Annotated in this window: 19 protein-coding genes; 15 read left to right on the top strand and 4 right to left on the bottom strand. The window is 28.5% G+C overall.

Annotation, left to right across the window (positions count from 1 at the left end; translation table 11 throughout):
• Positions 1–58: 58 nt before the first annotated feature.
• Complete coding sequence (locus tag VJ881_08210) at positions 59–313, top strand: GIY-YIG nuclease family protein (protein HKL76036.1); 255 nt, start codon at positions 59–61, stop codon at positions 311–313.
• Here the strand turns inward: VJ881_08210 and murB are convergent.
• The gene (murB, locus tag VJ881_08205; protein HKL76035.1) at positions 310–1245 is read right to left on the bottom strand and encodes a UDP-N-acetylmuramate dehydrogenase; all 936 of its coding nucleotides are present in this window, start codon (positions 1243–1245) and stop codon (positions 310–312) included. The two genes, VJ881_08210 and murB, sit on opposite strands and share 4 nt — an antisense overlap.
• Before the next feature lie 101 nt (positions 1246–1346).
• Here murB and VJ881_08200 point away from each other — a divergent pair, with 101 nt between their 5' ends.
• Complete coding sequence (locus tag VJ881_08200) at positions 1347–2288, top strand: ParB/RepB/Spo0J family partition protein (protein ID HKL76034.1); 942 nt, start codon at positions 1347–1349, stop codon at positions 2286–2288.
• Here the strand turns inward: VJ881_08200 and thiI are convergent.
• The 3 genes from thiI to VJ881_08185 form a co-directional block, all read right to left on the bottom strand.
• Positions 2278–3468, bottom strand: a complete 1191-nt coding sequence (thiI, locus tag VJ881_08195) for a tRNA uracil 4-sulfurtransferase ThiI (protein ID HKL76033.1) — start codon at positions 3466–3468, stop codon at positions 2278–2280. The two genes, VJ881_08200 and thiI, sit on opposite strands and share 11 nt — an antisense overlap.
• Before the next feature lie 29 nt (positions 3469–3497).
• Complete coding sequence (locus VJ881_08190; GenBank protein ID HKL76032.1) at positions 3498–4661, bottom strand: cysteine desulfurase family protein; 1164 nt, start codon at positions 4659–4661, stop codon at positions 3498–3500.
• 113 nt (positions 4662–4774) lie between these two features.
• Positions 4775–6574 (bottom strand): heme NO-binding domain-containing protein, encoded by a 1800-nt coding sequence (locus VJ881_08185; GenBank protein ID HKL76031.1) that lies wholly within the window; start codon positions 6572–6574, stop codon positions 4775–4777.
• A 235-nt stretch (positions 6575–6809) separates the two neighbouring features.
• Between VJ881_08185 and VJ881_08180 the strand changes: the two genes are divergently transcribed.
• The 13 genes from VJ881_08180 to VJ881_08120 form a co-directional block, all read left to right on the top strand.
• On the top strand, positions 6810–7577 hold the full coding sequence (locus tag VJ881_08180; protein HKL76030.1) for a TatD family hydrolase: 768 nt from the start codon (positions 6810–6812) through the stop codon (positions 7575–7577).
• A gap of 25 nt (positions 7578–7602) precedes the next feature.
• The gene (buk, locus tag VJ881_08175; GenBank protein HKL76029.1) at positions 7603–8709 is read left to right on the top strand and encodes a butyrate kinase; all 1107 of its coding nucleotides are present in this window, start codon (positions 7603–7605) and stop codon (positions 8707–8709) included.
• A 17-nt stretch (positions 8710–8726) separates the two neighbouring features.
• Positions 8727–9704, top strand: coding sequence for a D-glycerate dehydrogenase (locus tag VJ881_08170; GenBank protein HKL76028.1), 978 nt, complete (start codon positions 8727–8729; stop codon positions 9702–9704).
• A 115-nt stretch (positions 9705–9819) separates the two neighbouring features.
• Complete coding sequence (locus VJ881_08165) at positions 9820–10944, top strand: sensor histidine kinase (protein HKL76027.1); 1125 nt, start codon at positions 9820–9822, stop codon at positions 10942–10944.
• Positions 10945–10955: 11 nt separating this feature from the next.
• Complete coding sequence (locus VJ881_08160) at positions 10956–11594, top strand: response regulator transcription factor (protein ID HKL76026.1); 639 nt, start codon at positions 10956–10958, stop codon at positions 11592–11594.
• A gap of 74 nt (positions 11595–11668) precedes the next feature.
• On the top strand, positions 11669–12313 hold the full coding sequence (gene fsa, locus VJ881_08155) for a fructose-6-phosphate aldolase (protein ID HKL76025.1): 645 nt from the start codon (positions 11669–11671) through the stop codon (positions 12311–12313).
• Between the two features lie 165 nt (positions 12314–12478).
• Entirely contained in the window at positions 12479–13366 is an 888-nt protein-coding gene (gene rsmA / locus VJ881_08150; GenBank protein HKL76024.1) for a 16S rRNA (adenine(1518)-N(6)/adenine(1519)-N(6))-dimethyltransferase RsmA, read from the top strand.
• Positions 13367–13381: 15 nt separating this feature from the next.
• On the top strand, positions 13382–13861 hold the full coding sequence (locus tag VJ881_08145) for a ribonuclease H-like YkuK family protein (GenBank protein HKL76023.1): 480 nt from the start codon (positions 13382–13384) through the stop codon (positions 13859–13861).
• Between the two features lie 59 nt (positions 13862–13920).
• Complete coding sequence (locus VJ881_08140; protein HKL76022.1) at positions 13921–14181, top strand: Veg family protein; 261 nt, start codon at positions 13921–13923, stop codon at positions 14179–14181.
• Positions 14182–14388: 207 nt separating this feature from the next.
• Complete coding sequence (locus VJ881_08135; protein ID HKL76021.1) at positions 14389–16047, top strand: Na/Pi cotransporter family protein; 1659 nt, start codon at positions 14389–14391, stop codon at positions 16045–16047.
• 98 nt (positions 16048–16145) lie between these two features.
• Positions 16146–16853 carry a response regulator transcription factor gene (locus VJ881_08130; GenBank protein HKL76020.1) on the top strand — a complete coding sequence of 236 codons (708 nt, stop codon included), beginning with the start codon at positions 16146–16148 and terminating at the stop codon, positions 16851–16853.
• Positions 16837–18633 carry an ATP-binding protein gene (locus tag VJ881_08125; protein HKL76019.1) on the top strand — a complete coding sequence of 599 codons (1797 nt, stop codon included), beginning with the start codon at positions 16837–16839 and terminating at the stop codon, positions 18631–18633. Before VJ881_08130 ends, VJ881_08125 begins: the two co-directional genes overlap by 17 nt.
• Positions 18634–18775: 142 nt before the next feature.
• On the top strand, positions 18776–19349 hold a 574-nt coding region (locus VJ881_08120), incomplete at its 3' end, for a PstS family phosphate ABC transporter substrate-binding protein (protein HKL76018.1).

Raw genomic sequence — 19349 nt, 5'->3', positions numbered from 1 at the left:
GAAAAACAGCATTTACTTGACCTTGTAAAATATGATGCTGAATTAGCTTAGTTTTAAAATGAATTTTGTATATATAGTAAAATGTAGTGATAATACTCTTTATACAGGATATACTACTGAGCTTAAAAGAAGGATTAAAGAACATAATAATGGTCAAGGTGCTAAATATACTAGAGGAAGAACTCCGGTTGAATTAGTTTATTATGAAAAAAAAGAGAGTAAAAGTTTAGCTATGAAAAGAGAATATGAAATTAAACAACTTAATAGGAAAGAGAAAATTGAGTTAATTGAAAATAAAAAAAGGGAGAATTAATCTCCCTTTTTTAATGTTTCAGGAATTTCTCCGATGAATTTTGGTTCTATTTCAAGATGAATTCCACTTTTTTCATAAACTTTATTTCTAACCGTTTCTATCAATTCTTTGATTTCTTTGGCTGTTGCCTGACCTTTGTTAATAATAAATCCAGCATGTTTTTTGGAAACCTGAGCATCACCAATATTATAACCTTTCATACCGGCTTTTTCTATTAGACGTCCTGCATAATCATTTTTAGGACGTTTAAATATACTACCAGCACTTGGCCAATCAAGAGGTTGTTTTAACTTTCTTTTTTTATTTAATTCTTTCATTTTAGATGATATTTTTTCTTTTTCTCCATGTTCCAAAGTGATAGTAGCTTCAACAGCAATTAAATTTTCTTTTTGAAGAAGACTATCCCTGTAAGAAAGATTTAATGTTTCAGCATCTATTTTTTGAAAATCACCTTTATAATTTACAGCTAATACACTTTCTACTACATCTTTCATTTCACCACCATAAGCACCAGCATTCATAAATAAAGCTCCACCAAGTGATCCAGGAATTCCACTGGCAAATTCTAATCCAGTTAATTTAGCTTCTTTTGCTTTATTAGCTAAATTGCTAAGACTAATTCCTGTTTGGGCTATTATCTGATTATTTTTTATTTCAACTTTATTTAGATCTTCAAGGTGAACAACAATTCCACGATAACCTTTATCACTTACAATTATATTACTACCACTACCTAAGACAAAAAAAGGTATATTTGTATGACTTATAAATTTTAAAGCCTTAGCTAAAGATTTTTTGTTTTGGGGAGTAATAAGAAGATCAGCTTTACCCCCAACTTTAAATGAAGTATAATCTTTCATTCTGACATTTTCTTTTAAATTTAGACTATTAATTTTTTCGAGTTTTTTTGTTATAATATGTCTTACAGTCATCTTTGCACTCCTTTATATTAATATATTCTGGTTTTTCTTTTATTATATTTATTCTATCATTATATCTTTGTTTAATTCAAGAAAATTGAGGAGGTAAATAAATGGAATTTGAAAATATTCCTTTAAATGATATTGAAATAGATGAAGGACAGCCCCGTGAAGAATTTGATGAAGAAAGACTAAAACAGCTTGCTAATTCAATAAAAGAGGTGGGACAGCTCCAGCCTATTATTGTCAAAAAAAATGGAGAAAAATTTTCATTAATTTCTGGTGAACGTCGTTACCGTGCTATTAAAGAAAATGGTAAAAAAGATAAAATTGCTGCCTTGATTTTTTCTGAAGATATTAAAGAAGATACCTTACGTCAGATACAACTTGTAGAAAACTTACAACGTCAGGATTTAAATGCAATTGAAAGAGCAAAATCTATTCAAAGATTTATTGATGATAATAATTTAACCAAAAAGGCTGCCAGTAAAAAATTAGGAGTGCCCCGTACCACACTAACTGAATGGCTTACTATTTTGGAAGTTCAAGAAAGATATCAAAAAGAGGTAATAAAAGAAGATTCTCCTTTAAGTTTATCTCATATTTCTCTAGCTAGAGGGCTTGCTAATAAAACTGGAGACCCGTCCAAGACTAAATCTTTATTAAATAATGTATTGAAATTTAATTTAAGCAGAAGTGAAACAAAAGAAATCATAAAATTATTTCATAATTATCTTCATATGTCTATGGACGAAGCAGTAGCGGCTATTTTATTAAAAAGGGAACGAAAAAAGATATCAGAAAAACTAAATGAAAACAATGGAAAATCTTCTTCTAAACCAGTTAAAACTTTAATAAATTCTTTAAATAAAACAGGACAAAATATTGAAAAAGTTATGTCTGAAGTTGGTAATCTTGGTCAGGAACAGCAGGAAGATGTATTAGATCAATTTTTATATATTTATCAATTAATGGAGATTATGATTCCCAAAATGAAAGATGAAAATATTAGTGAATTAATTGAAAAAATAAAAATAGAAAATTTTAATAATTAGATTCATTTATTCTAAGCATTTCACTTTTTTCAAGAGCTTCTGAAATCAATTTATCAACTTCAAGATTTTTTTCTGCTTTTAAAGTTTCATCTAGTTTAGGTTTGGTTACAGGGTTATCAGGAACAAAAACTGTACAGCAATCCTCATAAGGCCGGATTGATATATCATAACTGCCAATATTTTTGGCAGTTTCTACTATTTTTGTTTTATCAGTTGAAATAAGTGGTCTCAAAATAGGAATAGAAGTTACTTCATTAATAACATACATACTTTCTAAAGTTTGACTTGCTACCTGCCCTACACTTTCACCAGTTATTAAGGCTTTGATATCTCTTCTTTTTGCCAATTTTGCTGCCATTTTATACATCATTCTTCTCATTATGGTAATATTATATTTATCAGGACATTTTTCTTGAATAGCCTTTTGTATATTTGTAAAATAGCCAATATGTAAGTTAATAGCTGGGCCATATTGACTTAAAACTTTAGTAAGGTCAATTACTTTTTCTTTAGCCCTATCACCAGTAAAAGGAAAACTATGAAAATAGATTGCTTCCAGAGAGATTCCTCTACTCATGGCTTCCCAGCCTGCTACCGGGCTATCAATTCCTCCAGATAAAAGCAGCATGCCTTTGCCACTTGAACTAACAGGAAGACCTCCAGGGCCATCTATAACTCTAGTATAAATATAGATTTTGTCATAACGTACTTCTATTTTTAATCTGTTTTCAGGTTCATGAACATCTACACTTAGTTTATCTTCATCATTATCATTAATATTTTCAAGCAGATGAGCTCCTAATTCTCTGCTTATCTCCATACTATTTTTGGGAAAATCTTTATTTACTCTTCTGGTTTCCACTTTGAAAGTGGTTGGATAATTTTTTACTTCTCTTTGAAAAAATGAGAGAGATTTATTTTTTAATTTTTTATAATCTAACTCAGTTGTAACTCCAGGACTAATAGAAACAATACCTGGAATCATTTTTAATCTTTTTAAGAGTTTTTCAGAGTTACCTTTTGGGTAAACATAAATCCTGCCATGGGTTTTTTTAACTTTATGTTTTCCTAAGGGTTTAATTGCTCTCTTGATATTTGTATATAATTGGTGTAAAAAATTTGATCTGTTTTTTCCTTTAAGAGCAATCTCGCCAAATCGGATTAATAAAACATCATACATTTAATATCATCTCCTTTTTCTAAAAAAAATCAAATTGAAAGAAAGTCTAATTGTTTAATTAGTTTATTAATTGTATAATCTATTTCACTCTTATTATTATAAGTAGCTAAACTAATTCTGATAGTACCTTTTAACATTTCATCGGAAAGGTTAATTTCTTTTAAAGTATTATTTTTATCTTTTTTTCTAGAGTGACAGGCTGAACCTGTAGAGATATAAATCCCTTCTTTTTCTAAACTATGAACAATAACTTCTCCTCTAAAACCAGGGAATGAAAGATTTACAATATGAGGTGCTCCTCTATGATCTAAAGGACTATTTATTTTAAATGTTGGTAGATTTTCCTTGTTTTCTTTTAATTTTTGTAAAAAATAATTTTTTAATTCAGATATGGTAGTATTGTATTTATTTTTTTGATTTAGTTCTGGTAAATTTTGAATAGCTGCATTTAAACCAGCAATTCCAGGAGTGTTTTCTGTTCCAGAGCGAATGTTTTTTTCCTGACCTCCTCCTAAAATAAGTGGTGCTAATTCAATTTTATCCCTAACATATAAAGCTCCTATTCCTTTAGGGGCATGTATTTTATGGCCACTTATTGTCAAAAGATCAATATTCCATTTTTTAGGATTAATATATAATTTTCCAAAAGATTGTATTGCATCAGTATGGAAAAAGCATAAATTGTTTTTTTCTTTTACTATTCTGGCTGCTTTAGCAATTGGTTGTATACTTCCAATTTCATTATTAACATGCATTATACTTACTAAAATTGTATTATCTTTAATATAATTTTTTAATTGACTTAATGAAATTATTCCATTTTCATTAACATCAAGATAGCTAACTTTAAATCCATTTCTTTCTAAATATTTAAAAACATTTAAGACAGCAGGATGTTCTATTTTGGTTGTAATTAGGTGTTTTCCTCGGTTTTTATAATTTTCCACTATTCCTTTAATAGCTAAATTGTTTGCTTCAGTACCTCCTGAAGTAAATAAGATTTCTTTAGAATTAACATTTAGTTTTTTAGAAATTGTTTTTCTTGTTTTTTTTAAAACTTTTTCTACTTCTAATCCTTTATTGTGGAGAGAAGAGGGGTTACCATAATTGTATTTTAAAGTTTTATTAATTGCTTTTATTACATTTTTTGTGGGTTTAGTAGTAGCACTATTATCTAGATAAATTTCATCCATATTTTTTCCTCCTGGCTGATATTAACTAAACTTAATTATAACACAAAAGTTATTCATAAAAAAGAAGAAGGCAACTGCCTTCTTCTTTAGAAATATTAAAGATTTGATATGTTTTAAGTATTATATTTCAATAGATTTTCACTAAAGCTTTTAACCAATTCATCCATTTGTTTAATATATCCGGTCATATCCTGAATTTTTTCAGAATAATCACTGACACTTGCACTCATTTCTTCAGAAGAAGCTGAATTTTCCTCTGCAATTGCAGCCAATGAATTAAGATTTTCAATAACTTCTGCAATTTTTTGAGATTCTTCATTAAGATCTTCTACAATTGATACTACCTGTTCTGAAACATCTTCAATATCATTAGTTGCTTTTTTATTCGATTTTGTAACCTGTTTTAATATTTTATTACTTTTTTCCAAATTTTCAAATTGATCACTAATACTATTTACTAATTCCTGTACCTGGGCAGTGAAATCTTTTAAATTATCATTTATTTTTTCTCCTGCTTTTTGGGAGTCTTCAGCCAATTCTCTTATTTCATCAGCAACAACTGTAAAACCACGGCTATTATCAGAAGATCTTGCAGCTTCAATAGAAGCATTTAAAGAGAGTAGATTTGTTTGATTTGCTATTTCGGAAACAGTATCCACTATCTCCATTATTTCCGAAATTTCCTGGGCTAATTCTTTGCCTCGTTCATTTACATCTGCAAAAGCTTCTTTTACATTTTCAATTCTTTTATTTACCTGTTCGACTTCATTAGCAGATTTTTTAATACTTCCAACAGCTGTTTGTAATTCATCTTTGCTTTTTTCACCTGATTCAGCTAAATCTTCAATTGTATTTATATTATTATCGACTATATAAGCTGAATTCTCTGTTTCTTCAGCCTGTTCCTGTGCACCTTGAGCAACTTCATCTACTACAGTAGATATATTTTCTGATACTTTTCCCATTTCATCAGAAATTTCCACTATTTCTTCAGTGAAATTGTACATATCATCAGTTCCACCTTTAAGAAATAATATATCTTCTCTAATTTTTACTTTTACTTCTTTTAAATTCTCAAAAGTTGATTCAAATTCATCTTTTGTATGAAGGCTTGTTGCATTATCTAAATTAAGATTTTTCATTTTATTTAACTCATTTTCTAAAGTTTTAAATGGTTTTGTTAGGAAATGAGTTAAAAGAAGCCCTGCTCCACCATTAAGAACTGTTAAAATTAGAGGGTTATTTATTTTAAATAAATACATTACTAATAAATTTAAAATAACAAGACTAAAAGCCACTTTATATTTAATTTTCTTTAAAAAACCGAATGATAAAATTTTATTTAAAGTATAATTTTTTACATCTTTAAAATCCTTAGCAAACTTAATTTTTACTACTAAATAATATTGTTCACCTTCTTTTCCTCTTTCCACCTCAGTAATTTCCATATCTTCCTCAAAAAATTCAGCACTTCCATTAAGTAATCCAAGAAAATAATCGTACATGCCCCTTTTGGATTTATAAGTTAATTGAATAGTATCTGTACTAAGTTCTTCTGGAATAATTCGAGGTGGATTTGCTCCTGATATCATATTTGTTAACTGTTTGTGAACAGTGTCCATTAACATCAAGAAATTTTTGAGTTGTCGACCTTTAAAATAAGAAGGAAACCAGTCAGCAAAGGAATAAATATTTTGTTTTCCTATTTGAAACCATAATTTCTCAGTTTCCTGATTGGCTTTTTCTGCTACTTTTTCTATTAGACCAAATGCTTTTTGATCTTCTATATTCATTAAAGGTGTAATAACTACATCTTCATCCCAATTTGATTCTTTTTTTGCCTTGTTTACAATTTCTTTGCTATGTAATTTTTCCATAGTTTTAATCCAGGTAGAGACAACTGTTCCTTTCATTAAATATCCCCCTTTTTGAGTACAATATATAATATTTTTATAAACATTAATTAAATGACTAAAATAATAATTATTCCTGATATTTAATATTTTATATATAAAATGCTAAAACCCTTTTTTAAAATCAGGAAAATATATAAATATTTTAAATACTTCCTTTAAAAAAAATAATATATATTGTATAATTTATATGGTTAATAGTTATATTTGTAGTTTATAAGGAGGAATTTTTGAAATGGAATTAGTCGATACACATGCTCATCTTGATTTTCCAAGGTTTGATAAAGATAGAAAAGAAGTAATTAAAAGAGCTATTGATGGTGGAGTAAAAATTATTGTGAATATAGGTTCCAGTATGACTTCAAGTCGTAATTCAGTTGAATTAAGTCGCCGTTATAATGAAATATATAGTGTAGTGGGTATTCATCCCCATAATGCTGATAGTTTTAATTTAAATATTTCTAAAAAATTAAAGTCATTAAGTGAAAATAAAAAGGTAGTAGCTATTGGAGAAATTGGTCTGGATTTTCATTATGATAATTCTCCCCGTGAAAAGCAAAAGCAGGCTTTTAGAGCCCAGCTTAGATTGGCTAAAAGTCTTGATTTACCAGTAGTTATTCATACTAGAGATGCAGATGAAGAAACATTAGAAATCTTAAAAGAAGAAAATGCTGATAAAATAGGTGGAATAATGCATTGTTTTGCCAGTGATAAAAAAATGGCAAGAGAAATATTAGATTTAGGTTTTTATATAGCCTTTGGAGGATTAATTACTTTTAAAAATTTGAATAATTTAAGAGAAGTAGTGAAAGAAGTTCCTATAAATAAAATTCTTGTAGAAACTGATGCACCATACCTGACTCCTGATCCATATCGGGGTAAGAGAAATGAGCCATTATATGTAAAATATGTGGCTGAAAAAATTTCTGAAATTAAAGGTTTAAGTAAAGAAGAAATTGCTAAAAAAACAACTCAAAATGCTAAAAAAGTATATAATATTTAATTATTAATAAAAAGGAGTGAGTAATATGGGCAAAAAAATACTTGTTATTAATCCTGGATCTACCTCAACTAAGCTAGCTGTATTTGAAAATGAAAAAGAACTCTGGAATGAAAATATCAGTCACCCAAGTAAAGAAATAGAAAAATTCTCTAAAATAATTGACCAACTTGAATGGAGGGAAAAAATTGTTAAGGATCAATTAAAACAAAACAATTTTGCTCTCGATGACTTTACTGCTATAGTAGCAAGAGGTGGAATGCTTGATCCCATTCCAGGAGGAACATATAAAATAGATAAAAAAATGATTAAAGATCTTGAAAATGCTAAAAATGGTTCCCATGCTTCTAATCTTGCAGCCATTATCGCCTATGACTTTGCTGAAAAATACAATTTAAAGGCTTATACTTTAGACCCGGTTGGAGTAGATGAATTTGAAGATGTAGCAAGATTATCAGGACTTCCGGAGATACCAAGAAAATGTCAATCCCATGCTCTTAATTTGAAAGCAATTGCTCGTCTTTCAGCAGATAGTATTGGAGAGGAAATGGAAGAAATAAATCAAATTGGTGTTCATCTTGGAGGAGGAATATCAATAGCAGCTTTAAAAAATGGTAGGATAGTAGATGTTAATAATGCCAATCAAGGTGGCCCGTATTCTCCTGAAAGAGTTGGTACTTTACCTTCTTTAGATTTAGTAGAATATATTTTTGAAAATAATCCGGATGAAAATGAATTTAAAAAAAGAATGCTTGGAAAAGGTGGTCTTGCGGCTTATTTAGATACTAATAATGGAAGAGAAATAGAAAAAAGAATAAAAAATGGAGATCAAAAAGCCAAACTTGTTTATGATGGAATGATTTATCAAATAGCTAAAGAAATAGGTAGTATGTCTGCTGTTTTAAACGGTGATGTGGATTTAATATTTATAACTGGTGGTTTAGCTAATTCAGAATATATTATCGATAAATTAAAGAATAAAATTAGTTATATTGCTGATTTGAAAATTTATCCTGGAGCAGAGGAAATGAATCATCTTGCTAAAGGAGCTCTTAGAGTTCTTCAAGGAAATGAAGAAGTTTTGGATTATGATACAGAAAGAACTAAGATGAAAGAAAAAATAAATGTTCTTTAATAATAGGTGGGGATAGAATGTCAAAACCTCTTATTTATATAACAAGTGAAATACCGGAAAAAGGCCTGGAAATTTTAAAAAAAGAATTTAAAATAAAAAGCAATAATAGTGGTAAGAGTTTATCTAAAAATGAATTGATTTCTGAAGCTAAAAAAGCAGATGCTATTTTGCCACTTTTAAGTGATGAAATAGATAGTAAAGTGATGGATGAACTTGAAAATTTAAAAGTAATTGCTAATTATGCTGTTGGATATAATAATATAGATGTTAAAGCAGCTACAAAAAGAAATATTATTGTAACAAATACTCCTGATGTATTAACTGAGACAACTGCTGATCTAACCTGGGGATTATTATTGGCAGTCGCAAGAAGAATTGTTGAAACTGATAAAATATTAAGGAATGGAAAGTTTGAAGGTTGGGCCCCAAAGTTATTATTGGGAAATGAAGTTAATCACAAAACTTTAGGAATAATTGGTTTGGGAAGAATTGGAAAAGCAGTTGCTAAAAGAGCTCAAGGATTTAATATGAAAGTTTTGTATAATAAAAGGAATCGTTTAGATGAGAAAAAAGAAGAAAGTCTTAATGTTGAATATCGAGAATTTGAAAAAATTCTTAAAGAAGCTGATTATATTTCTATTAATACTCCTTTAAATGAATCAACCTATCATTTATTTAGCACTAAAGAATTTTCTTTAATGAAAGATGATAGTATTTTAATTAATACAGGACGAGGGCCAATTATAAATGAAAAAGAACTTGTTAAAGCTTTAAAAAACAAAGAGATCGGAGGAGCAGGACTTGATGTATACGAAAATGAACCTGAAGTTGAAGAAGGTTTATTAAAATTTGAAAATGTTGTTTTAACTCCTCATATTGGAAGTGCAACCTATCGGGCTCGAAATAAAATGGCCGAATTAGCTGCTAAAGGTGCAATAGCAGGATATAAAAGAGAAAATGTCCCTAATATTGTAAATAAAGAACTTTTAAAATAATTTGATTAGCTAAATTTTACTAATTTTTATTAAATATAAAGGATTGAAGTAATATATATAGAATTTATAAAGTTATAGAATATTAGTTATAGCATAGAATTGGGGTGAGTTATAATTGAAACAAAATTTAGATGAAATATTAGAGAAAACAATAAATACCTTAGATTCAAGTAAAAAAGAGATTTTTTCAATTTCTGAGTCTTCAAGAAAAGAAATGGATAAAATAAAAGAAAAAATTTCAGAAGTAAATGAGGATATTGAAGAAGTTATCTCAGAAATAGATAAATTAGAAAAAGAAAATCGAAAAGCTCGCCTAAAATTAATGGAAGTTAGTAAAAAATTTGATCAATATTCTGAAGCTGAAGTAAAAGAAGTTTATGAAAGAGCTGAAGATACTTCTGTAGAAATTGCTGTATTACAGGAAAAAGAAGAACAACTAAAAAATAGAAGAAATGATTTAGAGGAACGACTTATAAATGTCAAGAAAACTTTTGATAAGGCTGAAAATTTGGTTTCAAAAGTAAGTGTTGTCAAAAAATATCTTTATGGGGAATTATCTGATTTAAGTGAGCAATTTGATGATTTACAACAAAAACAGGATCTGGCTTTTAAGGTAATAGAAGCTCAGGAAGAAGAGAGAAAAAGAGTAGCCCGAGAAATACATGATGGGCCTGCTCAATCAATTGCCAATCTTGTTTTTAGAGTAGAATTAGCTCAGAAAATGATGGAAAAAGATAAAGACAAGGCTAAAGAAGAATTGAAAACCCTAAAAGATATGGTTAGATATAGTGTAAAAGATGTAAGAAAAATTATTTATGATTTACGTCCTATGTCTTTAGATGATTTAGGTTTAATTCCTACTATCAGGAGATATATTGAAAAATTTGAAGAACAAACTGATTTAGAAGTTGAATTAAAGGTAATGGGGAATTTTAAAAACATTCCTAAAACTCATGAAATAACTATTTTTAGAATAATACAGGAAGCTTTAAATAATGTACATAAACATGCCGAAGCAACTCATTGTGACTTAAAAATTGAATTTACTAATAATAAAATAAATGTTTTAATAGTAGATAATGGAACAGGTTTTGAGATAGATGAAGTTGGTGAAGGGAAATATGGTCTAATTAATATGCGTGAACGATGTGAACTAATTAATGCAAAAATGAATATTAATTCTAATAATACAGGAACAAGGATTAGTATCATAGTACCTCTTGATCAGAAAAAAGAATAGGGGGATTAGAAGTGACAAAAACAAAAGTGCTTGTAGCAGATGATCATAAATTAGTAAGAGAAGGGATTGTGAAATTACTTGGTTTTTATGAAGAATTAGAAGTTATTGGAGAGGCTAAAGATGGTCTAGAAACTGTTGAAAAAATTAGAAATGAATTTCCTGATTTAGTTTTACTTGATTTGAATATGCCCAGAATGAATGGAATAGATACCATAAAGAAAATAAAAGAAATTGCTCCTAATATAAGAGTTTTAATTTTGACTATCCATGATGATGAAGAATATATCTATGAAGTAACTAAAGCAGGAGCAGAAGGATATATTCAAAAAGATATAGAGCCTGATGAATTGAGAAACTCTATAAAAAAAGTTATGAATGGGAATAAAGTTTTTCCTACTAAAATCGAAGAAAAAGTTGATAAACAAATAGAAACTGAAAAAAGCAAATTAGAAGAACTAAGTAATCGAGAAAATGAGGTATTAGAATTGTTAGCCCAGGGGATGAGTAATAGAGATATCGCAGAAGAATTATATATTAGTGAAAAAACCGTGAAAAATCATGTTAGTAGTATATTAAGAAAGTTTTCTGTTAATGATAGGACTCAGGCAGTTATTGTTGCTTTGAAAAATGGTCTGGTAAGCCTTAGTTAGTTTGCCTTTTTTCTAAAAATTAATTATAATATAAAGGAAGTATGAATTATAATAAAATGAGAGGTGATAATTAAATGAAATTTTTTATTGATACAGCTAATTTGGATGAAATAAAAGAAATTAACAAATGGGGAATTTTGTCTGGGGTAACTACTAATCCAAGTTTAATTGCTAAAGAAGGAGATGTAGATTTTAAAGATGTAATTTCACAGATTACTGAAATAGTACCTGGCCCAATAAGTGCTGAAGTAATTAGTACTGATGCAGAAGGTATGATAGATGAAGCTAGAGATTTAGCTGAGATAGCAGAAAATATAGTTGTTAAAATTCCAATGACTCCTGAAGGAATGAAAGCTGTTTCTACACTTTCTAAAGAAGGAATTAAAACTAATGTAACTCTTGTTTTTTCTGCCAATCAGGCTTTGATTGCAGCAAAAGCTGGAGCTACTTATGTTAGTCCATTTATAGGTCGTTTAGATGATATAGGTCAGGATGGAATGCAGGTTGTTAGAGATATTTCTGATATCTTTTCCACATATGATTTAGAAACAGAAATTATTGCAGCAAGTATTCGCCATCCACGCCATGTTTTATTATCTGCAAAAGCAGGTTCTGACATTGCAACTATTCCTTATGATGTTCTGAAAAAAATGATAGGTCATCCAAAAACGGATGAAGGTATAGAAAAGTTTTTAGCTGACTGGGAATCAAGAAATTAAATAAACACTAGAATAATAAATTATATAAATTAGAAACTGGAATTTTCCTATAATATTTTGAACTATAAATCTATATCAAAATAGGAAGATTCCAGTTTTTAAGTTTTTTGCAGCTCAGTTGTTTTTATGTTAAAATAAATAAAACAATAGAAGTAAGGTGAAAAAATGGAAAATTCTATAGCTACACCAAAAATGACTAAAAAAATTTTGAAAAAATATAATATTCGTTTAAATAAAAGATTAGGTCAAAATTTCTTAATAGATACAAATATAATTGATATAATAATTAATACTGCTGAAATTAAAGGTGATGAATTAATACTGGAAATAGGCCCGGGTATTGGTTCTTTAACAGAATACTTATTAAAATCAATAAATAATGGAAAAGTAATTGCAGTGGAAAAAGATAATAGATTTATAAAGATTTTAAAAAATCAATTTAAAAATGATTTTAAAAAGCAAAAATTAGAATTAATAAATGATGATGTACTAAATCTTAATTGGAATGATACCCTAAAAGAATATGATCAAAAAGTAAAAGTATTAGCAAATTTACCCTATTATATAACAACACCAGTTATAATGGGATTATTGGAATCTAATTATAAATTTGATTCTTTAATCTTTATGGTACAAAAAGAAGTTGCTGAAAGAATGGTTGCAGAACCTGGGACCAAGGCATTTGGTTCTTTGAGTGTTGCAGTTCAATATCATAGTAAAGCTGAAATTGTTCATCAAGTTCCTTCTTCTGTATTTTTACCCAGTCCTGAGGTAGAATCTGCAATAATTAAACTGGAACAATATAAGAATAATCCCTATAACCCTCTTGATGAAGAATTTTTCTTTTCAATAGTTAAAGCTATATTCCAGCAAAGAAGAAAAAATATTAAAAATGGGCTTTCCAAAGCAGCTGAAATTAATTTACCCAAAGAAATAGTTCTTAAATCACTTAAAGAAGTTGGGGTAGATAAAAGAAAAAGAGGCGAAAAATTAGCTATTGAAAAAATGGTTGAACTCAGTAATTCCTTAAAGGAAAATTTAAAAAATCATTAAAAGTTGGTGAAAAAAATGAAATTTACCAGTCCTACTGCAGGTTCACTTAGCTTTGAAAAAATGTATAAAACAATAATGAGTTTTATCAGAGAAAAACCAGGCTATGAGTATAATTTAATTGTTGGTACTGATTCTCAACCTGGAATTAATGAAGCTATTTTTGTAACAGCTATTGTAATATACAGAGTCGGAAATGGTGGTAGATATTTTTATCATAAAAACAAAACAGAACTCAAAGTAGGGATGAAACAAAGAATTTTTTATGAAGTTTCTCATAGTTTACAAACAGCCAGTAAATTAACTGCCAGAATTGCAGAAGAGGAAAAACTAGATAATGATTTAAATGTACAGATACATGTTGATGTTGGAAATAAAGGGCCAACAAATACAATCATAAAAGAAGTAGTTGGAATGGTTGTAGGTAGTGGTTATGAAGCTATGATAAAACCTGATTCATATGCTGCTTCTTCAGTTGCGGATAAACATACAAAATAAAACCCGAAATTTTCAGACATTCAATAGATAATTTTGTAGGGGGAGAAAGGTGGAATCTAATGCCTAAAAATGTTCTTGAAGAAATAAAAAAAGAGGTTAAGTCATTTGTTGGGCAGGAAGTCCTTGTTAAAGCTAATCGAGGTAGGCGTAAAGATATGAAAAAAGAAGGTGTTTTGGAAAAAACTCATTCTAATGTTTTTGTTGTAAAAATTGATGACCATGATCAAACAAGAAGATTATCTTTTAGTTATGCAGATTTACTTACTGATAATGTAGAAATAAAAACTAAAAAAGATGAAGTAGAAATTGGTATGAATTAAACTATATTTTAATATTTAAAAAGTCAATGAAGTTTTTTTCATTGACTTTAAGTTTTGATTTTTATAGAATTTTTCGAATAATATGTAATCTCTTTTCCAAAAAGGAAAAGCTTTTTTTATCTAGAATATATAAAAAGGATTAGAATTATTAACTTAAGATATTAATACTTATTAAGAAGTGTTTGATAGGGGAAGGGGAGATAAAATTTGTCACCTGATATGATATTTAGTCTTTTAGGTGGTTTAGGTTTATTTATTTATGGAATGAAAAGAATGAGTGATGGTTTGCAAAAGGTTGCTGGTAAAAGATTAAAACATTTAATTGGTTTATTAACAACAAATCGTTTTGCTGGAATAGGTGTTGGGGCATTAGTTACAGCTATTATTCAAAGTAGTAGTGCTACAACTGTTATGGTTGTTGGTTTTGTTAATGCAGGACTTATGAGTTTGGTTCAGTCTATTGGGGTTACAATGGGAGCTAATATTGGTACTACAGTTACTGCCCAGTTAATTGCTTTTAAATTAAGTAATTATGCATTACACGCAATTGCAATTGGGGCTGGCTTTTATTTGTTTAGCAAAAGAGATAGAACTAAACAAATAGGTCAAATAATACTAGGGTTTGGAGTTTTGTTTTTAGGTCTAACGATTATGAAAGACACTATGAGACCTTTAAGAGATTCAGCCTATTTTATTGATGTTATGGAGACATTTGGTCAATCACCTATACTTGGAGTACTACTTGGAACAGCAATGACAGTCATGTTACAGAGTAGTAGTGCCAGTATTGGTATTCTTATTAGTTTACTTTCTGTAGGTGTAATTGATTATTGGGCTGCTGTACCAATTTTGCTTGGAGATAATATTGGTACAACTATTACGGCAATGTTATCAAGTATTGGGGCAAATAAAACTGCAAAAAGAGCAGCAGCAGCACACTTTATGTTCAATGTTGTTGGAACGAGTTTTGTGGTTGCACTCTTTTATATTATTCCTAATTTTGCCGATGTAATACATAGTATAGTTGTAAATGTAACTGGTTTATTTGGAAAAATACCTTCTCAGGAAAGATTAATTGCTAATACTCATACTTTATTTAATGTCTTAAATACATTAGTTTGGATACCATTTGTAGGTTTAATGGCTAATATAGTTACAAGAGTAATTCCAGGAGAAGATTCAACTATTAAAAGAGGATTATATTATCTGGATGAAAGAATGATTGAAACACCAGGAGTTATTATGGAACAGGTAAATAATGAAGTTATTAGAATGCATGAAATAACTAAGGATATGGTTGATGAAGCAACAGAGGGCTTTATAAATAAAGATGAAGAATTAGCAAATTCAGTTATTGAAAAAGAAGAAATAGTAAATGAGATTGAAGAAGAATTAATGGAATTTTTAACAAAGATATCTCATTCATCTTTAAGTGAAGAAGATATTCAAAGATTGGATGCTTATTTTTCTATAATTGATGCTATTGAAAGTATAGCAGATGATGCTTATGATATAGCTGATTTAACCAAACATAAAATAGAAAACAATGTTAGCTTTTCTGAAGAAGCTAAAGATACAATGAGTGGTGTAATGAATAGAATTAGAGGATTGATGTTAAAATCAATTGAAATTGTAGAAACTGAGAATTTAGATTTATTAAAGGAAATTCTTGATGGTGAAGAAGAACTTGATAACTTACAAATTAAGTATAGAGATGGACATATGAAACGACTTAATGAAGGTACCTGTAGTCCCAATGCAGGTATAGTTTATCTAGAAGCACTAGAAGATGTAGAACATATTAGTGATCAATTTGCAGATATTGGACTTACAATAAAAGAGATGAAAAAGAAACATAGAAATTAAATATTTTTAAATTAACTCCCCCTTTTAACCAGGGGGAGTTTTTAATTTGGTAGATTTTCAAATATTTGATATAATTTCTTTAAAGGAAATAAAAGGTGGTGTTTATTTTGTCTAAAAAAATATTAGTGATAGATGATGAAAAAAATATTAGAGAATTAATAAAATTCAATTTAGAAGCTGAAGATTATAAGGTTATAATAGCAGCTACTGGAAAAGAAGGACTGGAATTGATAGATAATTCATTTGATTTAATAGTTTTAGATTTAATGTTGCCAGAAGTTGATGGACTTACAGTATGCAAAAAAATAAGAAATAATGAAAATTATAGTTTTATACCTATCATAATGCTTACAGCAAAAAGTGAAGAAGTTGATAAAATTCTTGGTCTTGAAATAGGTGCTGATGATTATATAACAAAACCATTTAGTCCTCGAGAATTATTGGCTAGAATTAAAGCGATATTTAGAAGAGTTGATGAGCAAGAACAAAGGAAGAAGGAGAAAAATTCTCAAAAAGAAATTATTAAGGTGGGAAATTTGGAATTAGATCAAGATAGACATGAAGCAAGAAAAAATGGAGATCCTTTAAAGTTAACACCTAAAGAATTTGAGCTTTTTAAATATTTATTATTTAATAAAAACCGTGTTTTAACTAGAGATGTATTATTGGAAAAAATATGGGGGTATACTTATTCAGGAGATACTCGAACAGTAGATGTTCATATTAGAAGATTACGAAAAAAAATAGGTGATGGATATATAACTACTGTGAGAGGGGTGGGTTATAAATTTGTTGAAATGGAATAATTTTTCTTTAAAAAAACAGTTAATAATTATTTTTGTGATTATTCAAATTTTAATATTGAGTGTAATTTATTTTTATTTCACAGATAGACAATCCGAATTTTATATTGAACAATTAAAAGTCTCTCTAAAAAATGAAGCTAAATTAATTATCTCCAAAGAAATTATTAACATAGATGCTAATAATTTAAATAAAAAAACGAGAAATAGGCTGGATAAATGGAGCAAAAAGTGGGGGAAGGAAATTGATGCTAGAATTACTATGATCAATAAGGATGGAAAAGTAATAGCAGATTCAACTTATAACCCTGAGAAAATGGATAACCATCTAAATCGGCCAGAAATCCAGGAAGTAATAAAGGATAGTGAAAGTGGTTCTGCTATCAGAAGAAGTGATACATTAAAGATAGATATGTTATATATGGCCCTTCCCGTTATTAAAAATGGAGAAATTGTGGCATTTATGAGACTGGCCAAATCTTTAGAAGAAATTAATAATGTTGTAAAAGAAAATTTGAAAAACTATATCATATTTTTTCTAATAGTATTAATTTTTAGTTTAATTTTACTTGGTAGGTTTACCTCTGATTTAATAAAACCTATTCAAAAAATGTCAAAAATAGCGGCAAAAATAGCTGATGGTAATTATGGTGAAAGTATTAATTTGAAATCACATAGCAAAGAAATAGATAAAATGACCCAACAATTTAACTTGATGTCTAAAAAACTAGAAAAAAAAATAAATGAAATTTCTGAAGAAAAAAATAAAGCTGAAGCTATTTTAAGTAGTATGGTTGATGGAGTAATAGCTACAGATGAAAATGGAGAAATTATGCTTATAAATCCGGCAGCTCGTGAAATGCTTTTTATTGATGAAAAACATGTAAGAGACAAAGATTTTATTCAGGTAGTTAGAAATTATAAGATAAATGAATTATTAGAAAAAGTATTAAAAGAGAATGACATTATTAGTCAGGAAATATTGTTGCAAAGGGAAGAAGAAAAAATATTAAGATGTCATTTTGCAAGTATTACAAATGAAGAAAATAATATAAAAGGTGGAGTAATAGTATTTACAGATATAACAGAGTTAAGAAGACTGGAACAGGTAAGAAAAGATTTTGTAGCTAATGTATCTCATGAATTAAAAACTCCTTTAACTTCAATAATTGGATATGTTGACACCCTTTTAGAAAATGAAAATATTAATAAAAATACTAAGAACAAATTTTTAAAGATAATTAAAGATGAAGCAGATCGATTGGGTATTTTAATTCAGGACCTTTTAAATTTATCAAAATTTGAAGATAGCAATCCAGAATTAAATCCTGGAAATATTAATAATTTGATTAATAAAACAGTTTCTATTCTCGAAGAAAAAGCAGGTAAAAAAAATATATCTATAAAGACTAAGATGGCAGAAGATTCACTCCAGGTTTATATGATTAAAGAACAAATTGAACAGGTAATGATTAATTTGATTGATAATGCAATAAAATATACTCCTGAAGATGGTGAAATTGAAATCAAGGTTTTAGAAAAAGAAAATAAAGTATTAGTTGAAGTTATAGATAATGGAATAGGTATTCCTCAAAAAGATCAACAGAGGATTTTTGAAAGATTTTATAGAGTTGATAAAGCTCGCTCAAGATCTATGGGAGGAACCGGAATAGGTTTATCTATTGTTAAACATATTATTAAAAGTCATGATAGTGAAATAAATTTAGAAAGTGAAAGTGGTAAAGGATCTAAGTTTTGGTTTTATCTAAAAAAAGTTAAATAATTTTGTTAATATATTGTTAACATAAATGTAACTACATTGTAATATCTAATTAATTTTTCCTTAACATAACCATGGTATTCTATATTTGAAGTCGAAAGAGATAGATAAAAAATATTAATTAAAAACACAAGGGGGAAATTAAATGTTTAATAAGAAAGTGATCTTTTCTGTCATTGCAATGTTAATGATGGTCTTAATGTCTTTTGGGATGGTTTCTGCACAGGATATAACTGTCCAGGGTTCTTCTACTGTACTTCCAGTTGCTCAGAAGGCTGCTGAAGTTTATATGGATAATAATCCTAATGTAAATATTTCTGTTAGAGGTGGCGGATCTGGTAATGGTATAGCTGCTTTAATTGATGGTTCTACAGATATTGCTGATGCCTCTCGCTTTATTAAGTTTGAAGAGGTGGAAAATGCAGTGGAAAATGGTATTTATCCTGTACCTCATAGAATAGCAATGGATGGAATTGCAGTTGTAGTAAATAATGCTAATCCAGTTGAAGATCTTTCATTAGAACAAATCAAGAGTATTTATACTGGAAGAATATCTAATTGGAGTGATTTAGATGGAGTTGATTTTGATAAAGAAATAGTTATTGTTTCTCGTGATTCCAGTTCAGGAACTTTTGGAGTATTTAATGATGTAGTTAATGATGGTAAAATTGATGGTAACCCTATAAGATTAACTCCTACTGCTTTAACTCAATCATCTA

It is taken from the genome of Halanaerobiales bacterium (genome assembly GCA_035270125.1).
GTDB lineage: Bacteria > Bacillota > Halanaerobiia > Halanaerobiales > DATFIM01 > DATFIM01.
This window is presented reverse-complemented; position numbering and strand designations above follow the sequence as displayed.